This is a genomic window from Hyphomicrobium sp. ghe19 (assembly GCF_902712875.1).
In the GTDB taxonomy this organism is placed as follows: Bacteria; Pseudomonadota; Alphaproteobacteria; order Rhizobiales; family Hyphomicrobiaceae; genus Hyphomicrobium_B.
Genome location: NZ_LR743509.1, coordinates 223,540 through 241,555, shown reverse-complemented (window position 1 = coordinate 241,555; position 18,016 = coordinate 223,540). Strand labels below are relative to the sequence as shown.

At 61.9% G+C, this 18,016-nt stretch carries 14 protein-coding genes; 2 read left to right on the top strand and 12 right to left on the bottom strand.

Annotated features, from left to right (window positions below; all coding sequences use genetic code 11):
* Positions 1–34: 34 nt before the first annotated feature.
* Together AACL53_RS01110 and AACL53_RS01105 are read left to right on the top strand one after the other, a co-directional pair.
* Positions 35–1,846, top strand: coding sequence for an aminopeptidase P family protein (locus tag AACL53_RS01110; protein ID WP_339081605.1), 1,812 nt, complete (start codon positions 35–37; stop codon positions 1,844–1,846).
* Between the two features lie 90 nt (positions 1,847–1,936).
* Positions 1,937–2,116, top strand: coding sequence for a hypothetical protein (locus AACL53_RS01105; protein ID WP_339081603.1), 180 nt, complete (start codon positions 1,937–1,939; stop codon positions 2,114–2,116).
* Positions 2,117–2,141: 25 nt separating this feature from the next.
* Here the strand turns inward: AACL53_RS01105 and ligA are convergent, their stop codons facing one another.
* The 12 genes from ligA to murD all read right to left on the bottom strand — a co-directional run bounded on the left by ligA (position 2,142) and on the right by murD (position 17,980).
* Positions 2,142–4,283, bottom strand: coding sequence for an NAD-dependent DNA ligase LigA (ligA, locus tag AACL53_RS01100; RefSeq protein WP_339081601.1), 2,142 nt, complete (start codon positions 4,281–4,283; stop codon positions 2,142–2,144).
* 100 nt (positions 4,284–4,383) lie between these two features.
* A complete protein-coding gene (locus AACL53_RS01095; RefSeq protein ID WP_339081599.1) occupies positions 4,384–5,253 on the bottom strand; it encodes an outer membrane protein assembly factor BamD in 870 nt (289 codons plus the stop codon).
* A gap of 236 nt (positions 5,254–5,489) precedes the next feature.
* Positions 5,490–6,431: a UDP-3-O-acyl-N-acetylglucosamine deacetylase gene (lpxC, locus tag AACL53_RS01090; RefSeq protein WP_339081597.1), complete on the bottom strand. Its 942-nt coding sequence runs from the start codon at positions 6,429–6,431 to the stop codon at positions 5,490–5,492.
* A 375-nt stretch (positions 6,432–6,806) separates the two neighbouring features.
* Positions 6,807–8,390, bottom strand: a complete 1,584-nt coding sequence (gene ftsZ / locus AACL53_RS01085) for a cell division protein FtsZ (RefSeq protein ID WP_339081595.1) — start codon at positions 8,388–8,390, stop codon at positions 6,807–6,809.
* A 94-nt stretch (positions 8,391–8,484) separates the two neighbouring features.
* The gene (gene ftsA / locus AACL53_RS01080) at positions 8,485–9,741 is read right to left on the bottom strand and encodes a cell division protein FtsA (protein WP_339081593.1); all 1,257 of its coding nucleotides are present in this window, start codon (positions 9,739–9,741) and stop codon (positions 8,485–8,487) included.
* An 11-nt stretch (positions 9,742–9,752) separates the two neighbouring features.
* Positions 9,753–10,778, bottom strand: a complete 1,026-nt coding sequence (locus AACL53_RS01075; RefSeq protein ID WP_339081591.1) for an FtsQ-type POTRA domain-containing protein — start codon at positions 10,776–10,778, stop codon at positions 9,753–9,755.
* Positions 10,766–11,719 (bottom strand): D-alanine--D-alanine ligase, encoded by a 954-nt coding sequence (locus AACL53_RS01070; protein WP_339081589.1) that lies wholly within the window; start codon positions 11,717–11,719, stop codon positions 10,766–10,768. The genes AACL53_RS01075 and AACL53_RS01070 overlap by 13 nt, the downstream gene beginning before the upstream one ends.
* Before the next feature lie 44 nt (positions 11,720–11,763).
* Positions 11,764–12,741: a UDP-N-acetylmuramate dehydrogenase gene (gene murB / locus AACL53_RS01065; RefSeq protein ID WP_339081587.1), complete on the bottom strand. Its 978-nt coding sequence runs from the start codon at positions 12,739–12,741 to the stop codon at positions 11,764–11,766.
* Complete coding sequence (gene murC / locus AACL53_RS01060) at positions 12,741–14,177, bottom strand: UDP-N-acetylmuramate--L-alanine ligase (RefSeq protein WP_339081585.1); 1,437 nt, start codon at positions 14,175–14,177, stop codon at positions 12,741–12,743. Before murC ends, murB begins: the two co-directional genes overlap by 1 nt.
* Positions 14,178–14,226: 49 nt before the next feature.
* On the bottom strand, positions 14,227–15,375 hold the full coding sequence (gene murG, locus AACL53_RS01055; protein ID WP_339081583.1) for an undecaprenyldiphospho-muramoylpentapeptide beta-N-acetylglucosaminyltransferase: 1,149 nt from the start codon (positions 15,373–15,375) through the stop codon (positions 14,227–14,229).
* A gap of 11 nt (positions 15,376–15,386) precedes the next feature.
* Positions 15,387–16,568 carry an FtsW/RodA/SpoVE family cell cycle protein gene (locus tag AACL53_RS01050; RefSeq protein WP_339081581.1) on the bottom strand — a complete coding sequence of 394 codons (1,182 nt, stop codon included), beginning with the start codon at positions 16,566–16,568 and terminating at the stop codon, positions 15,387–15,389.
* The gene (gene murD / locus AACL53_RS01045; protein WP_339081579.1) at positions 16,565–17,980 is read right to left on the bottom strand and encodes a UDP-N-acetylmuramoyl-L-alanine--D-glutamate ligase; all 1,416 of its coding nucleotides are present in this window, start codon (positions 17,978–17,980) and stop codon (positions 16,565–16,567) included. Before murD ends, AACL53_RS01050 begins: the two co-directional genes overlap by 4 nt.
* Positions 17,981–18,016 lie beyond the last annotated feature (36 nt).

Sequence of the window (18,016 nt, the reverse complement as noted above, 5' to 3'; positions counted from 1 at the left end):
GCCCGCTCGAAATCTGCCGCTTAGAAACTGACCCATGCTGCAGACATTTCAATCCCAATCCGAACCCGAGCGCGTCGCCGAACGCGTGAAGGCGCTTCGCTCGTGGATGGCACAAGCGAAGATCGACGCCGTTCTCATTCCGCGCGCCGACAAGCATCAGGGCGAATATGTGCCAGCATCCGCCGAGCGCCTGAAGTGGCTGACGGGATTTTCAGGCTCGGCCGGCATCGCCGTCGTCACGAAGCGATCCGCCGTCCTCATGATCGACGGCCGCTACACGGTGCAAGCGGGCGCCGAAACCGACACCAAGGTTTTCGAAGTTTCTCTGCTCCCGAGAAATAAGCTTTCGGAATGGCTCATTGGGCATTTGGGAAAGTCCCAGGTCATCGGCTTCGACCCATGGAACCATACGGCCGGCGAAATTGAACGGCTGCAAAAGGCGCTCGCCCCGAAGGGCGTGAAGCTCAAAGCGCTCGCGAAAAATCCGATCGATGTGATCTGGGGCAAAGCGCGCCCGGCGCCGCCGCAAAACCCCGTGATCGCGCAACCGATCGCCTTTGCCGGCAGGACCCCCGCCGATAAGATCGCCGAGCTGCAGGCGCGCCTCAAGGATGAAGGTCAAAGCGCCGTCATTCTTACGCTGCCGGATTCGATCTGCTGGCTGTTCAACATTCGCGGCAGCGATGTTGCGCATAATCCGGTCGTGCTTGCCTTCGCAATCGTACCGGCGAGCGGCAAAGCCGAACTGTTCATTGACCCCGACCGCTTCGATCCCGAAGCCCGCGCCGCCGTTGCGCCTGTTGCCAAGCTTCTTTCCCCGGCGATGCTCCCCGCACGCCTGAAAGAACTCAAGGCGAAAGGCAAGCGCGTGCGTCTCGATACCGAGACGGCAGCCTATTGGTTCGAAGCGCAGCTCGGATCGAAGCTGATCTCTCGCGGACAAGACCCTTGCATCGTTCCGAAAGCGATCAAGACCGACGCGGAAGTCATCGGCGCGCGTGCCGCGCACGTCCGCGATGGCCACGCCGTCGTTCGCTTCCTCGCGTGGCTTGATGATTGGGCCGCGGATGGAACGCTGGACGAGATCACGGCTGTCCAAAAGCTCGAAGAATTTCGCCGCGACACGAACATGCTGCGCGACGTGAGTTTTCCGACAATATCGGGCTCCGGCCCCAACGGCGCCATCGTCCACTATCGCGTCACCGAAGACACCAATCGCCGGATGCGGCCGGGCGAACTCTTCCTGATCGACAGCGGCGGACAGTATCCCGACGGCACGACCGACATCACGCGCACAGTCGCGATCGGCGAGCCGAGCGAAGACATGAAGCGCCATTTCACGGCCGTTCTGAAGGGTCATATCGCTGTCGCGACCGCGATGTTCCCCAAAGGCACGCGCGGCATCGATCTCGATCCCTTCGCCCGCCGCGCGCTATGGCAGATCGGCGCCGATTTCGATCACGGGACAGGACACGGTATCGGCAGTTATCTTTCCGTGCACGAGGGACCGCAGTCCATATCGCGCGCGGGAATGGCGCCGCTTCACGCCGGGATGCTGATCTCGAACGAGCCCGGCTATTACAAAGTGGGCGAATACGGCATTCGCATCGAGAATGTCGTGCTGGTCACGCTGCCCGAACCCGTCGAGGACGGCGATCGCGAGATGATGGCTTTCGAAACGCTGACCCTCGCGCCCATCGATCGCCGGCTGATCGATTCCAAAATGCTGGATACGAGCGAGCGCGATTGGCTCAACGACTATCATAAGCATGTCTTCGACACGCTTGCGCCGGGCCTCGATCCCTCCGCGCGCAATTGGCTGAAGCAGGCGACGCAGCCGGTGTAGTTCGCGAGCTTCGCCTGTATCATCCGTGACAGCTGAACAAGCCGCTTTCCGATAGATCTCTCCCTCGCATGAGCATGAGGGAGAGTACCGATGTTTTCGATCAACGAACTGAGCGCCGCACCGCATTTTCCAGAGCCGCTGAAAACGCTAGTCGACCTGACGCGGCCCGAAAATATCGTCACCCTTCTTGCACAGGCCATCGACGGCAACGAAGCCGTCGAGGTGACGATCCGCAACGGCGAAATTTTCATTTCGCTCACGTCAACCTGATCGGAATTCGCGCGATCAACGCAGATCAGCTTTGCCCGACGAGCGCGATCCACTCGTCCTCATCGAGCACCGTCACGCCCAGCGCCCGCGCGTTATCAAGCTTCGAACCGGCCTCGGCACCTGCGACGACATAATCCGTCTTTTTCGAAACCGATCCTGAAACCTTCGCACCAAGCCGTTCGGCCTGCGCCTTGGCTTCATTCCGCGTCAGCTTCGTCAATGTTCCGGTGAAGACGACCGTCTTGCCGGTCACGGGCGAAGCTTTCGTTTGAATCCGCTCGTATGGCTTGACCGTCACCTCGTTCAAGAGCGCATCGACCTGCTCCTGATTGTGCTGCTCGCCGAAAAAATCGACGAGCGCGTCGACGACCGTCTCGCCGATGCCTTCGATATTGTCGATGTCCTCGTAAGCGTCGCTGCCTTTACCGCCTTCGATCGCAGCATCGACGGCCGCCCGCAATGCTTCGAACGTACCGTAGGCCTTGGCGAGATCCTTCGCCGTCGTCTCTCCGATATGCCGAATGCCGAGAGCAAAAAGGAAACGATCGAACGCCACTTGCCGGCGCGCTTCAATCGCCGAAAAAAGCTTACGGACCGATGTCTCCTTGAACCCTCTGACTTTCGTCAGCGGCTCGTCGGAATCCCGGTCGCGCGTCTCGAGCGTGAAAATGTCGGCCGGCGACTTGATGCGGCCGGTATCGAAGAAGAACTCGATCTTTTCTGCTCCGAGCCCGTCGATGTCGAACGCGTTCCGCGAGACGAAATGTTTGAGACGTTCCTTCGCCTGCGCCGGACAGATGAGCCCTCCGGTGCAACGGCGGACAACGTCGGCCTTCCCGGTTTCTTCCACCGACTCGCGCACGGCGTGGCTGCCGCAAACCGGACAGACCGTCGGAAATTCGTACGGCTTCAAATGTGAATGACGCTTGCCCGTCACGACCTCGACGACCTGCGGAATGACATCGCCCGCGCGCTGAACGACGACCGTATCGCCTTCGCGAATGTCCTTCCGCGCAATCTCGTCCTCGTTGTGCAGCGTCGCGTTCGACACGACGACGCCACCGACCGTCACCGGTCGAAGCTTGGCAACCGGCGTCAAGGCTCCGGTCCGTCCGACCTGAATATCGATCTTTTCGAGCACCGTCGTCGCGCGCTCCGCGGCGAACTTATGCGCAATAGCCCAGCGCGGCGACCGCGACACGAACCCGAGCCGCTCCTGATAGTCGAGCCGGTTGACCTTGTAGACGACGCCGTCGATGTCGTAGCCAAGCCCCGCACGGTCCCGCTCGATATCGCGGTAGAATGCGAGTAGATCCTCGATCTTCGTCGCAGCGTGCATCAACGGATTGACTGGCAACCCCCACCGCTTGAAGGCCGCGACGACGCCGGCTTGCGTATCGGCGGGAAGTCCCGATGCAGCGCCCCAGGTGTAAGCAAAAAACCGCAGCGGCCGTTTCGCCGTGATCGACACATCGAGTTGCCGAAGCGACCCCGCAGCCGCATTTCGCGGATTGGCAAAAATCTTGTCGCCGCTCGCAGCCTGCGCCGCATTGAGCTTCTCGAAATCCTTGTGCGCGAGATAGATCTCGCCGCGGATCTCGATAACCTCGGGGATGTCGAGGCCCTTGAGCATGTGTGGGATTTCGCGAATCGTTTTGATGTTCGCCGTGACGTTCTCGCCCTCCGTGCCATCGCCTCGCGTCGCCGCCTGGACGAGAACACCCGCCTCGTAGCGGATGGAGATCGACAGCCCGTCAATCTTGGGCTCGGCCGTAACCTCCAAGACGTCGGCGTCGCCAAGCTTCAGGAAGCGCCGCACCCGCTCGACGAAATCGACGACATCCTGATCCTCGAACGCGTTGCCGAGCGACAGCATCGGCACCTCGTGGCGGATCTTACCGAATGCCGCGACCGGCGCCGCGCCGACCGTCTTCGTCGGACTGTCGGGACGGCCTAGCTCGGGGTGCGCCTTCTCAAGTTCGTCCAAACGGCGCCGAAGCGCATCATACTCGGCATCGGAAATTTCGGGCGCGTCTTGCCGGTAATAGAGTTCATCGTGGTGCGAGATCTCGGCCGCCAACCGGGCCATCTCCGCCTCGGGAGCTTCCGTCTTTGAAGCCGCGGATGCGCTGCCCTTCGACTTCTTTTTTGAACCTGCTGGAGACATGACGATCTCGGATCACGGGAAGCAAAGCAAAAAGCGCGGCAGGATCTCCGGCCGCGCTTCAAATCTAGCACGAGGCTATTTTCAGACGGAAACCGGCAAATCAGCCGCTCCCGAAGCTCATTTTAGGTACGCTGAGCTTGGGCACGGAGTTCCATGCCTTGGAGAGCCACGATCCGCCATCCTCGCGCGGAGCCAAACCGTCGGATTGGAGCAGCGCGTAGGAATCCTTGTACCACTTGCTGTCCGGATAGTTGTGGCCAAGCACAGCCGCCGCGTTCTGTGCTTCCTTGGTGATGCCCAGCGCCATATAGCTCTCGACCAATCGCGCCAGCGCCTCTTCGACATGCGCCGTCGTCTGGTAATCGCTCACCACCGTCTTGAAACGGTTTATCGCGCCCACGTAGTTGTGCTTGTCGAGATAGTACCGGCCGACTTCCATCTCGTTCGCAGCAAGGTTGTCCTGGCAGATGCGAATCTTGTTGTCGGCATCGCGCGCATACTCGCTTTCGGGATACCGGCTCTTCAATATTTTGAACTGTTCGAGCGCCTTTCGAGCCGGCGTCTGATCGCGGTTGGCGGTCTTCAAATCATCGAAGTAGGCAGAGGCGATGATGTGGTGCGCCAACGGCGCTTCCTTCGTGCCCGGATGCATGGTCACGTAACGCTCGGCCGAGGCAATCGCCTCAGGCGTCTTGCCCGCACGATAGTAGGCATAAGCGGCCATGACGATGGAGCGGCGAGCCTCTTGCGAGTACGGATGCTCGCGATCGACGGATTCGAATTTCTGTGCGGCGTCGTCGAAATTGCCCTTGGCCATCATCGCGTCGGCGTCAGCAAACATTTTGCTGGGCGGATCGGGATTGAGAGCCGAGGTATCGAGCTTGTTGCCTGAGCAGCCGGCGACGGCTAGAGCAGCCACGATCGACGCAGCCCTCAGAACTCTTGTGATTTCTCGCGTCGTTCTCATCATGCGCCGCGTTGCTTCCCACACTGGCTGACGTTGTTGTCAACGCCGGCCAAACTCTGACGACGACTGCATGCGGATAGCACCCCGAAGCTCGCCCCGAAAGATGAATCGTCAGCATATCCCCGCCAACGGCTCTTCTCGCGAGGCTAAAACCAGAATGTGGTGCATTCCGGGCTGCCGCGGAAGAGAATGGCGCCCAGGCCGGGCGCCAATTTAAGCATGGAATAAGCGCCGCTGGCTTATTCCGCTGCCACGACAGTCTGCGGAAGCAGATGGACCGGCGACCGGGTAGCACGAGCACGAGGCGCCAGCGCGATTTCCCAATTGGAAGCGTCAGCGAACAGGGCCTGAAGAACCATCGAATTCAGGCGATGGCCGCCTCTGTAAGAACGATAAGCGCCGAGCAGCGGCATGCCGGCAAGCGCGAGATCACCAACGGCGTCGAGCATCTTGTGGCGGACGAACTCCTGCGGATAGCGGAGCCCTTCCTTGTTCATGATCTTGTCTTCGCCGATTGCCACCGTGTTCGTCAGATCGGCGCCGAGCGCCAGACCGGCCTTCCACAGCTTCTCGACGTCGCTCATGAACCCGAAGGTGCGGGCGCGGGAAATCTCGTGGCGGAACACGCCAGGGCTCATTTCGTACTGGAGCCGCTGATTGCCGATGATGGGGGACGAGAAGTCGATCTCGACGTCCATGCGGAAGCCGGCATGTGGTTCGAGCGTGCCCCAGCAGCCGTTTTCCTCGACGCGAACCGGCTTCAGAACCTTGATGTATTTGCGCGGCTCGGAAAGCTCGCGAATGCCGACCCGATCAATGGCGTCGACGAATACCGCCGAGCTGCCGTCCATGATCGGAACTTCTTTGCTGTCGATCTCGATGTAGAGGTTGTCGATTGAAAGGCCGCGAAGAGCGGCGAGAAGATGTTCGACTGTTCCGACCGTTGTTCCGGCGCCGTCGCCGATGACGGTACAGAGTGTAAGATTTTTGACGTTAGCTACGTGCGCCGCGATTTCCGAAATGACTTTTCCTCGTTTCGTAACGAGAAAGCGGAGCCCAGTATCAGCCTCTGCTGGATGCAGTGTGAGTGATACCGGAGCTCCGCTGTGCACCCCCGTGCCTGTCAACTGGATCTCGCGGGCAAGCGTGGTTTGCCGCGCACCGATGAATCGATTCGACATACAGCGCCGTCCCTCATTCTTTTGGCGGGCCGCTGCTCCCCAGCATTATGCGGCCTACCAACCCCCTGACCCCGTTTGGACGATCCCCTTAAAGTTCAGAGCGAGCCAGCCTTATTTCGGGCCGTGTCAGCTCTGATCAAAGGCGCATCACAAGTGGTCGATGTCCAAAAGCTAACTGCTTCGCCAAACACCGACAAATCACGCTTTCTTACACTGTGTTACGGTTTGGCAACCATGCTTGACGCCGACGCGGTCTTGATGCAGCCCCATTTTCTCCGCGTTTTCCGCCTCAAAAATCGCCTGCTCTCGCCACGCTTTTTTCACGATTTAAAATCGAAAGCATTCCGCATTCGAAACAATTTTCAGGCTCGCGCGCTATTTTCTTCCTCTGCCCGCGAAACGTTCAAGAAGGCCCGGTTTTCTTGACTCTTCTGCATCTCTCGCACCCGATCGGGAACCCGATCCATGGTGGGCGTTCCATTCTTTCTGCGCCTGCGGAGGAAATTCTTCGATGGCTGGCAGACGACGCGATCCGCGATGAATTTCGGCAGGTGGCTGCGGCTCGAATCGGGAGTCGTAATGTTGGGCCGGAGACCCCGCAGGGAGCGGCGGCGTACGTAACAATGCGTTGCCTGAGAGGGGAGGAAAATTCTCCAGCCCGTCCTCGATCATAACGTTTCCGGGGGCAATCCAACTGTCACGATTCTGTCGTGCGGGTTCGCTGTGGACAGATCGGGAAATATTCTGCCCCTCCTGACCATTAGAAGGTTGCAGAGCCTCTGCCAGACGCCGCTGCAAATCGCCTGGCGGCGGCGGAACCGGCTGAGCTTGGCTATGCTGATGCGGCGCGGGCCGTTGTTGCTGAACCTGATGCTGTGGAGCCTGATACTGCGGCGCCTGATACTGCGGCGCGAGGGGCGCTGCAGCCGGCTGCGTAGCCGGCGAACCTGCAATCGCGCGGATTCCGCCCTGCTGGCCGACGATCGATTCGGCCGCCCGGTTCATGCCGGAGGCAACGATCGATACCCGTAAGCGGTCGCCGAGTTGCTCTTCGAAGGTCGCGCCGACGATGATGTTCGCATCGGGATCGACTTCCTGCCGAATTCGGCTCGCCGCCTCGTCGACCTCGTAGAGCGTCATCTCGCGGCCGCCTGAAATCGACAGCAGCAGACCCTTCGCGCCGCGAAGCGTCACGTCATCGAGCAGCGGATTGGCGATCGCCTCCTCCGCAGCGAGAACCGCGCGCCGTTCGCCGGTCGCTTCGCCGGTGCCCATCATGGCCGTGCCCATGCCGCTCATGACGGTTCTGACGTCGGCGAAATCGAGATTGATGAGGCCTTCCTTCAGCACCAGCTCGACGATGCACGCGACGCCCGAATAAAGCACCTGATCGGCAAGCACGAAGGCTTCAGCGAATGTCGTGCGCTCGTTGGCGATGCGGAACAGGTTCTGGTTCGGAATGACGATGAGCGTATCGACGAGATGGCGAAGGCTCTGCACGCCCGCCTCCGCGATGCGCATGCGCCGCGCACCCTCGAACTGAAACGGCTTACAAACGACGCCGACCGTGAGCGCGCCGAGTTCGCGCGCGATTCGCGCGATGACGGCGGCAGCGCCGGTTCCCGTGCCGCCGCCCATACCGGCGGCGATGAACACCATATGCGCGCCGGCGATGTGCGTGCGAAGTTCTTCGAGCGCCTCTTCAGCCGCCGCTTCGCCGATCTCCGGCCGCGCGCCGGCGCCAAGGCCTTCCGTCAAATTGACGCCGAGCTGGATGCGGTGCTCGGCGCTCGATGCTTCGAGTGATTGCGCGTCCGTGTTCGCGACCACGAATTGTACGCCTTGCAATCCGGCTGCGATCATATTGTTGACGGCATTGCACCCCGCGCCGCCGACGCCGATCACGGTGATCCGCGGCTTGGCGTCGACCAGTTTCGGCAATTGCAGCTTGATGCTCATAGCTTCCCCGACTTTGATAGTTCGCCGCTTCGCACGATTTCGATGAGCCCCCGCGCCCAGTTCGTCGACGATTGCAGCCCTCTATGCGACACGTTCAAAACCCGCCCTTGAGCCATGTACCGACACGGCCGAGATACCCTTGCGTCACCGTCTTCCGGCCCCGAGCCACGCTATGTTCGCCGTCGCCGCGCGCCGCAATCATCGCCAGCCCCGACAGCGTAGCAAGCTGCGGTCCCGCGAGGCTTGCGTTGAGACCGGGAAGATCCGATGGCCGTCCAACACGTACAGTCCTGCCGAACTCGTGGGCGACGAGTTCCGGCAATCCCAGAAGTTGGCTGGCTCCGCCCGTCAGAACAACCTTGTCTCCCGCGTAGCGGCTCGCCGCGTTGGATACCAAACGCTCGCGCACAAGCCCCATGATCTGTTGCACGCGCGGCCGGATGATATCCGCGAGCCGCGCTCTGCTCGTTTCGTAGCTCGCATCGTCTTCTTCTCCGGCGATGGGATAGGAAAACGACTCGTGCTCGTCGGACTGGGCATTGAGAAGTGTGCCATAAAGCGTTTTGATTCGCTCGGCTTCCGCAAGTGGCGTCTGCAACGCCTTTGCGATGTCGTAGGTGATGTGCTGGCTTCCGACCGGAATGACGTCTGTTCCGGTGAAGGCGCCGTCGGCGAAAAGCGCAATGGACGTCGTTCCCGCCCCGAAATCGATGCATGTAACACCGAACTGCCGCTCCTCGGCGGTCGTTGCGGCAAGGGCGCTCGCATAAGGAGCGGCAACCAGACCGTCACAGCTCGCATAGCATCTGTCGATCAGAACGAGCAGGTTGCGCAACGGCGCTTCGTCGGCCGTGACGGCGTGCAGCCCCGCTGATAGCCGGCGCGCCGATAAGCCCAGCGGGTCGCGCACGCCGCCTGCGCCGTCGACCTCATAGCCGAGACGATTGAGATGTATCAGCGTCCGTCCGTTACGTTCGGCGTAACTTTCCCCCGCAGCCATGAGCCGGGCCAGATCGTCTTGCGTCACGCTTCCGGTTTCGACGTCCGTCCGAGCCGTGCAATGGACCGATGAAAGCCGCCCGGCCGCGACCGACAGCGTAAAGCCGCCGACCGAAATCCCGGCCGCGCGTTCCGCTTGACCGATGACACCGCGAACGACCGATTCCGCCTCGTCGAGATCCGTCAAAACCCCGGCTTTGATGCCCTTCGAACGCTGCAGGCCAAGCCCCGCCAGCCGCAGCGAAGGGCTCGCAGCACCAGCGATGTATTCAGCCACGACGACCGCCGCAACAGTCTTGCTGGTGCCGATGTCGAGAAGCCCGAAGGTCCGGTAATTGCGCCGATCCGCCACAAATATCTCCGTTAGGGCCGTTCTGAAGCGAGAGAGATAGTCCGCGCGCCGGCGTTCGAAGCCGTCCGCGCGGAATTGCCGGTTAGAGGCCGGATCGCGATCCGGCCGGGTGTGCGAACATCGACAACCATCGGTGCTCCCTTGAGCGTAGCCGCAGCCTCTCGCGTGGCCGCGACTTCTTGGAAACCTTCGATCTCACGATCGGCGCCAAGTTCCAGCGCCGTTCCATTCTTGAGTACGATCCGCCAGCGCCGCTCGGCGATGCGTTCGCCATAGGCGTACTGGCGTTCGATCTGCGGGTATTGCCGCAATGCCGAGAGCATCAGAATGGCCTCGGTGTCGGCACCTTCGCCGACGACGCGCGGCAAGTTCCAACTGTTCGCGCGAGGGACAGGCCCAAGCGTGCGGCCCGTCGCATCGACGAGAACGTTCGTTTCTCCCCGTTGCCACATGAACGCGGGCGTCCGCTCGCGAATGACGACGTCGAGAGTCCCCGGATAGACGCGCGTAATTTGCGCCGTATCGACCCAGGAAATACGCTCGATGCGTTTCAGCGCAGCATCGGAATTGAAGGCCGCGAATGTCTTCACATTCGGCAAATCGAGCGCGTCGAACACGTCGGAATCCAACGTGTAACGCTGGCCGGAAACGTTCACCTGATCGATTCCAAATCCGGCGGCAATCATCACGTCGTTGGTTTTCGCGGCAAAGTCGATCGCCGCGAGTTTGCCGAACGACAAGGCGAACGCGCTCGCGCAGACGGCAATGAGCGCAGCGGCGGCGATCGGCACCGGCTTCATCCAGCGCGGGTTGCGTCGCGCACCGCGAAAGCGGCGGCGTTCTCCGCGTGGAATTTGCAGATCCAAAGGCGAGCGCTTGACTGCCGTGCTTGTCGCGCTTCGACCGCGCGTCGCGAGGCCCCGTGCCCCACCGGTCCTGCTGGTTTGTTCGGTCCAGCGAGCAGCATCCGGTTCAGGCGTTGGCGCATCGTGTGCAGCCCGCCACCAGAACCGTTGCTTGCTCTCTACCTGTTGCAACTCGCGTCCTCGACCATCCATCGGACGAGGTCACCGAACGACCAGCCGGCATACCCCGCCAGCTCAGGCACGAGGGAGGTTCCCGTCATGCCCGGCTGAGTGTTCACTTCGAGGCAGATCAGCTCGTTCGTTCCACCGGCAGTATCGTCGTACCGGAAGTCGGCCCGCGATACGCCGCGACAGCCCAAAGCTTGATGCGCCCTTAACGTTAAGGAGCGGACTAACTGGTAAATATCTGGTAAAAGTTGTGCAGGCAGCTCGTGCTTGGAGCCCCCTGGACCGTACTTCGACTCGTAGTCGTAGAAAGCGAGCCCTCTGAGCGGCAGGATCTCGATCACGTCGGTCACGAAATCGCCGATGACGGCGCAGGTTAGCTCGCGGCCCGCAATGTAGCGCTCGACCATCACGACTTCCTCGAGCGGTCCCCCCGCGGCGATGGAATTCGGCGGCCGGTCGGCACCGGACTGGACGATGACGACGCCGACGCTCGACCCTTCCTTCAACGGCTTCACGACGTAGGGCGTGGCCATCACATGGCCCTCCAGCGCCTCGCCGCGCGTCACCAGCACGGCTTCCGCAACCGGAACGTCTGCGAGCTTCATGATGTCCTTGGCCCGCTCCTTGTGCATGGCAAGGGCAGAGGCGAGCACGCCGGAATGCGTGTACGGAATACCCAGCAGTTCGAGGACGCCCTGGACGCAGCCGTCCTCGCCGAATTTGCCATGCAACGCGTTGAAGCACACGTCGGGCTTCAGCTCCTGAAGCCTGGTGGCGAGGTCGCGCTCGACGTCGATTTCCGTGACGGTATAGCCTTCGCGTAACAGCGCCTCGGCAACCGCCGCGCCGGAACTCAAGCTCACCTCGCGCTCGGCAGAAAGGCCGCCCATCAAGACGGCGACGTGATTGTGCGTACGGCTTGGCACCGGGCCGAGTTCATTCATGGCTGGCTCGCTTGCATCAAAAGAAACATCGGTGGGCAGTTTGATCAGTTTTGGTTCGCGTGAATAGCCGCGCGTTCGGCCGCCAGCGCTTCGCCGGTTGGACGGCCCGGCTTTGGCACGCCGACCCGAATGATTTCCCAATCGAGAGTGATGCCGGACGCTGCGAGCACACGCGCGCGCACCGTTTCGCCCAGCGTCTCGACGTCTTCGCCGGTGGCTTGGCTGTCGTTGATCAGAAAGTTGCAATGCATCTCGGAGACTTTTGCTCCGCCGACGCGCATGCCTCGGCAGCCCGCTTGGTCGACAAGCTTCCAGGCGCTTTGTCCGTGCGGATTCTTGAACGTCGAGCCGCCCGTCCGCTCTTTGATCGGCTGGTTTTTCTCACGATAGTCGGCGACTTCGTCCATCTCTTTCAGGATTTCGGCCGGATCGCCCGGCGCGCCTTCGAACGTCGCCTCGGTGAAAATCCAATCCTTGGGAATGCCGCAGTGGCGATAGGTGAAGCCCATGTCGGCAAGCGAAAGCACGTGGATATTGCCTTGCGGGTCGACAGCCCGCGCACTGACGAGGCAGTCCTTCGTTTCCCGCCCATGCGCGCCCGCGTTCATACGCAGCGCGCCGCCGATCGAGCCTGGAATTCCACGGTAGAACGCGAGCCCGCGAATTCCGGCTTCGGCCGCCGCGCGAGAAACTTTGACATCTGGAAGGGCAGTGCCCGCGCGCAATCGTTGACCGTCGACCTTGATCTCACCGAAACCACGGCCAAGGCGGATAACGACGCCCGGAACGCCGCCGTCGCGAACGAGCAGGTTCGATCCGAGCCCGACGACTTGAACGGCAACGTCGCTTAGCCGGTGCTTCAGGAAATACGCGAGATCCGCTTCATCGGCCGGCGTGAACAGCACCTGCGCCGGTCCGCCGACGCGAAACCACGTGACGTCGGCAAGCGACGCGTTCGCGCTCAATCGTCCGCGCAGATCGGGCATCGCGGCAATGAGTTCGCCGGTGATATCGGGAAACATCAGCCGTCGCTCCCGGTCCGCTGAGAGGCCTCCGCCAGCCATCCCGGAAGCGCGTTCGCCCATTCGGTCGAATTCCCCGCGCCGAGACAGACGACGATGTCTCCGGGCCGCGCCAAGCGTTTGATCGCGGGCACGAGAAGGCTCGGATCGTCGACGGCTTCCGCCGGACGCCCGCCAAGTGTTCTGATGCGCTCCGCCAGTGTACGATTATCAAAGCCGGCAATCGGGCTTTCGCCCGCCGTGTAAAGCGGCGCGACGACGACGCTGTCGGCATCCTTGAAGCACCGTGCGAAGTCGTCGAAGAGGTCGCGCACGCGCGTATATCGATGCGGCTCGACGACGGCGATCACGCGACCTTTGCTGCCGCCCCGCGCCGCCGAGAGGACGGCCGAGATTTCTGCCGGATGGTGGCCGTAGTCGTCGTAAATCCCGACGCCGTTCCATTCGCCAGCGAACTGAAAGCGCCGTTTGACGCCGGAAAATCCCGCCATCGCCGCTCTGATTTTAGCGTCCGGCAAACCGGCATCCGTCGCAACCGCGATCGCGGCAAGCGCATTGAGCGCGTTGTGCGAACCGGGGATCGGCACCGACCAGCCTTCGAGGCGTCTCGCGCCGCCCTTGACGTGGGCGGCCAAGCTCGCGTCGAAAGTCGTGGTGTTGCCGGAAATGCTGACGGACTCGAGAACGAGGTCGGCGTCCTTGCTTTGCCCGTATGTCAGCAACCGGCGGCCGTCCGCCCTGAGGTTCAGCCGCTCGATCATGTCCCTGACGACCGGATGATCAATGCAGGCAACCGCCAACCCGAAGAACGGAATATTCCGCAGAAAAGCTTCATATTCGCGGTGCATCGCCTCGATCGAGCCGAAGTAATCGAGATGCTCCGGATCGATATTCGTGACGACGCCGATTTCCGTCGGCAGCCGGGTGAACGTGCCGTCGCTTTCATCCGCCTCGACGATCATCCACTTGCCCTGGCCGAGCCGGGCGTTGGACCCCCACGAGTTGATGATGCCGCCGGTGATGACGGTCGGCTCTTCGCCCGCTTCCGTGAAGATATGCGAGAGGAGCGACGTGGTCGTCGTTTTGCCGTGGGTGCCGGTGACCGAGATCGTCGAATAGAGCCGCATCAGCTCCGCCAACATCTCGGCGCGGCGGATGATGGTCAGGCCTTTCTGACGCGCGGCGGCGAGTTCCGGGTTGAGCGGCTTCACCGCCGTCGAAATGACGACGTAGCGCGCGCCTATGAGGTTAACCGGATCGTGGCCGACGAAAACCCGGATGCCCTTGGCCCGGAGCCTTTTGACGTTAGCGCTTTCCTTCTGATCCGAGCCCTGGACCGTATAGCCCTTGGCGACCAGAATTTCGGCAATGGCGCTCATGCCGATGCCGCCGATTCCGATGATGTGGAAAGGCCCGATGTCGCGGGGCATCTGCATGGATGGAAATTACCTCGATGAGTCTATGTCGAACGCCGGATCATGATCTTCAGGTGCTCGAACGCTCACGCCCAGAACCAGATCCGCCACCAGAATACTTCCGTTCCGCTAAAGCGAGCGTAAAGTCGGCCAAATTCCGGACGGCGTCCGGGCGTCCCGCCGTTTTAGCCGCGTTCGCCGCGGTCGCAAGGGCGGCTGGCGCCTGCAAAAGCTTTTCCAGCTCGTCCGCGATGCGTTCCGGCGACAGATTTTTCTGCTCGAAGCACCAGGCACCCCCTGATTCGGCGAGCCGGCGGGCGTTGTTCAGCTGATCGTTGTCGAGCGCATGCGGCAATGGCACCAGGATGGAAGGCCGCCCGATAACGGTCAGTTCCGCGACCGTCGATGCGCCTGCCCTGCCGATGACGAGATGAGCCGCAGCCATCCGCGCCGGGAGGTCGGCGAAGAACGGCGCGATCTCCGCGCTGATGCTGGCCTCGACGAACGCCTCTTTCACACGATCCAGATCTTCTTCGCGCGCCTGCTGCACGACACGCAGCCGCTTCCGGATGTGGTCGGGAAGCGCAAAAAGTGCGAGCGGCACTGTATCGGAGAAGAAGCGCGCACCCTGGCTGCCGCCAAAAATCAAAATGCGAATGACGCCGTCGCTCGCCGGAGCCTCGTAGCGCCGCGCAGCCGCATCGATCACCGATTGGCGAACCGGATTTCCTGTTAGAACAGCTTTATCGGCGAGCGCGCCTTCGAGGAACTTGGTTCGCTCGAACGACGTCGCAATTGCCGTCACACGCTTGGCGAGCAGCTTGTTGGCGCGTCCGAGCACCGCGTTCTGCTCGTGGATCGCAGTTGGAATGCCCCGCAAACGCGCGGCGAGAAGCGGCGGAAATGTCGGATAACCGCCGAAGCCGATGATCGCCGAAGGCTTGACCAAACCGAGCACGGAAAATGCCGCCCGCGTTCCCCGTGCGAGCGCGCTCGCGGTCTTGGCGATGTCAGATGGCGAGCGTGACGCCAAAGTCGCCGAAGGAACCTGATAGACCTGACGCGCCGGAAAACCACTGCCATAGCGATCGCCGCGCATGTCGGTCATCAGGTCGACGGCGACGCCGCGACGCTTGAGTTCCTCGGCAAGAGCAAATGCGGGAAAGAGATGTCCCCCCGTTCCCCCTGCGGCAAGCATGATCGATTGCACGCCGGTCATTCAGATCTCGCTCATGATTTCGGTGTTTGTCCCGCGATTTGTACTTCGTCGATGGCCGGAATCCATCGCGGCTTTTTGAGGCGCTGCGGATCGGGTCGGCGGCGCGACAGCGCCAGCAGCATCCCAGCCGTTATCGAAAGCGCCAGCATGGACGATCCGCCCGCCGAGATGAATGGCAGCGTCATGCCTTTCGGTGGCAAAAGGCCGATATTCACACCCATATTGATCAGCGACTGCAGCGCGAAGACAAGCGCTAAGCCCTGAATGGCCAGCCGGTCGGCCGCGTTCGGCTCTCCCGCCGCGCGTCGCATGGCCCTGATGGTTATGAACGCGAAGACACCAAGCAGCGCGACGCAGGCGATGGCCCCGTACTCTTCGCCGATCACCGCGAAGATGTAATCGGTGTGGGCATCCGGGAGGATGGACTTGATCGTGCCTTCCCCCGGCCCACGGCCAAACAGCCCGCCCTCGGCGAAAGACTGTATCGCGCGCCCCGCTTGCGAACTCTCGAGCGGCGCTGAGCCGAAATATTTCAGGAACCGCGATTGCACATGCGGAAAATATTCGTAGGCGAGCCACATGCCGCCGCTTCCCACGAGAACGAGAATCCCGGCCCCTACCGCGGGCAACCCAGCCAGCAGATAAAGAAGTCCGGCCGTCGAGCTGATCAAAACCGTCTGTCCGACATCAGGCTGGGCAACGAGAAGGCCCGCGAAAAAAGCCCACAATGCCAGCCCGAACGGCAATGCCGGCATATCGCTGCGAGACGACGCCTCACCGAATAGCCACGCGATGATGACGATGAAAGCCGGCTTCGCGAATTCGGACGGCTGCAGCGAATAGCTGCCGAAGTTCAGCCACCGCTGCGCGCCATTGATTTCAGCGCCGGAAAAACGCACCGCGATCATGCCCGCAACAGCGGCGAGAAACAGTCCCGCTGCGAGACGTCTCACGCCGGCCGGCGAAAAAAACGAAATAACGATCATCAGAACCGTGCCGAGCGCCGCAAAGAATAAATGGCGCTCAACGAAGTAATACGCCGGCAAGCCCTTCTTCACCGCCACCGCGGGCGACGCTGCCGCCGACAACACGACCCCGATGACGACGAGAGAGACGAGCGCGATCAGCAGACTTCGATCGATCGTGAACGACCATTCGGCGAGCAAACTGCGGTCTGCACGCGAGAGCTTCATGGGGCCGCCCGCATCACAATCCCGGGAAGCGACGCGACAAGTCCCCGAAAACTTTCGCCGCGCACTTCGAAGTTTCGAAACTGATCGTAGCTTGCGCACGCGGGCGACAGCAGTACGACCGGTTCGGCGCCGTCGCTCAACTGAGCCTCGTGCGAAGCCGCCCACACGGCTTCGTCGAGCGTGCCGCTCCGCACGAAAGGAACCTTGCCTTGCAGCGTCGCAGCGAATTCATCCGCCGCCTCGCCAATCAGATAAGCCTTCGTAATTCGCTCGAGGTAGGGAACGAGACTTTCGATCCCGCCGGCCTTCGGCTTGCCGCCGAGTATCCAATAGACATCGCGCGGAAATGAAAGCAGCGCTTTCTCGGTCGAATCCGCGTTCGTCGCCTTGCTGTCGTTGACGAAGAGAACCTTGCCGATGCGGCCGATTTCTTCCATGCGGTGCGACAGCCCGGGAAACGACGACAGCGCACCCTGCCAATCGAGGTCCGTCGAATGGCCGAGCGCATTCAGGCACTCACGCACGGCGGCAACAGCCGCGAGAGCGTTCTGTCCATTGTGCCGTCCGCGCAGCGTCGGAATCCCGTCGAGCGAACCGAGTTTGACGGCCAAGCCTTCGCGGTTGGCACACACGATCGTATTGTCGAGCAGGCTGTATCCGGGCGCGAGCGATTTCTCGGCACTGAAGGCGATAGCCGGTCCCGCAGGCACCCGCCGTCGCAGCATCGCCAGTCCAAAGTCGTCGTCGATGCCGACGGCCGCGATATCGGCCCCGGCAACGATGCGTTCTTTGATGGCGGCGTAATCGTCGATCGTCCCATGCCGATCGAGATGATCCGCCGTCACGTTCAGCATCACACCGATCGTCGGCGCGAGCGTCGGCGTCAGGTCGATCTGAAACGACGACATCTCGATGACGTGAAACCGGCGAGGCTCCGGCGCATCGAGCGTGAGGATCGGACGGCCGATGTTGCCGCCCATCTGCGCGTCGAGCCCGGCATGCCGAAGGATGTGCGTGATCAGCGCCGTCGTCGTCGACTTGCCGTTGGTTCCTGTGATCGCGATGAAGGGCGCACCCGGCGCGTGCAAGGCGCGCTCTCGCGCGAAAATCTCGATATCGCCGATGATCTCGACGGCGTTCTCCCGGGCCCTTTTGACTGTCCAGTGCGGCAGCGGATGCGTCAGCGGCACCCCGGGCGCCAGCACGAGCGCAGCGTAGCCCGCCCAGTCCGCGACGCTGAGATCGGTCAATGGGATATCGCGGGCAATCGCGGCCTCGCGCGCAGCCACGCCGTCGTCCCAGGCGGCAACAATCGCGCCGCCGTCGCGCAGCGCTTCGGCGGCAGCCAAGCCGGAAGCGCCGAGGCCGAAAACGGCAACCGATTTACCTTTGAAAGACGTCGCGCGAATCATGGGCGAGACTCTACCGTATGTCGCGTCGTTTGGCGT

Coding starts and splice junctions, on each gene's coding strand:
- ftsZ (WP_339081595.1), bottom strand. CDS start 8,390: ATGAGCATCAAGCTGCAATTGCCGAAACTGGTCGACGCCAAGCCGCGG.
- lpxC (WP_339081597.1), bottom strand. CDS start 6,431: ATGTCGAATCGATTCATCGGTGCGCGGCAAACCACGCTTGCCCGCGAG.
- murD (WP_339081579.1), bottom strand. CDS start 17,980: ATGATTCGCGCGACGTCTTTCAAAGGTAAATCGGTTGCCGTTTTCGGC.
- AACL53_RS01050 (WP_339081581.1), bottom strand. CDS start 16,568: ATGAAGCTCTCGCGTGCAGACCGCAGTTTGCTCGCCGAATGGTCGTTC.
- murB (WP_339081587.1), bottom strand. CDS start 12,741: ATGTTTCCCGATATCACCGGCGAACTCATTGCCGCGATGCCCGATCTG.
- murC (WP_339081585.1), bottom strand. CDS start 14,177: ATGCAGATGCCCCGCGACATCGGGCCTTTCCACATCATCGGAATCGGC.
- AACL53_RS01105 (WP_339081603.1), top strand. CDS start 1,937: ATGTTTTCGATCAACGAACTGAGCGCCGCACCGCATTTTCCAGAGCCG.
- AACL53_RS01095 (WP_339081599.1), bottom strand. CDS start 5,253: ATGATGAGAACGACGCGAGAAATCACAAGAGTTCTGAGGGCTGCGTCG.
- AACL53_RS01110 (WP_339081605.1), top strand. CDS start 35: ATGCTGCAGACATTTCAATCCCAATCCGAACCCGAGCGCGTCGCCGAA.
- AACL53_RS01070 (WP_339081589.1), bottom strand. CDS start 11,719: ATGAATGAACTCGGCCCGGTGCCAAGCCGTACGCACAATCACGTCGCC.
- ligA (WP_339081601.1), bottom strand. CDS start 4,283: ATGTCTCCAGCAGGTTCAAAAAAGAAGTCGAAGGGCAGCGCATCCGCG.
- murG (WP_339081583.1), bottom strand. CDS start 15,375: ATGACCGGCGTGCAATCGATCATGCTTGCCGCAGGGGGAACGGGGGGA.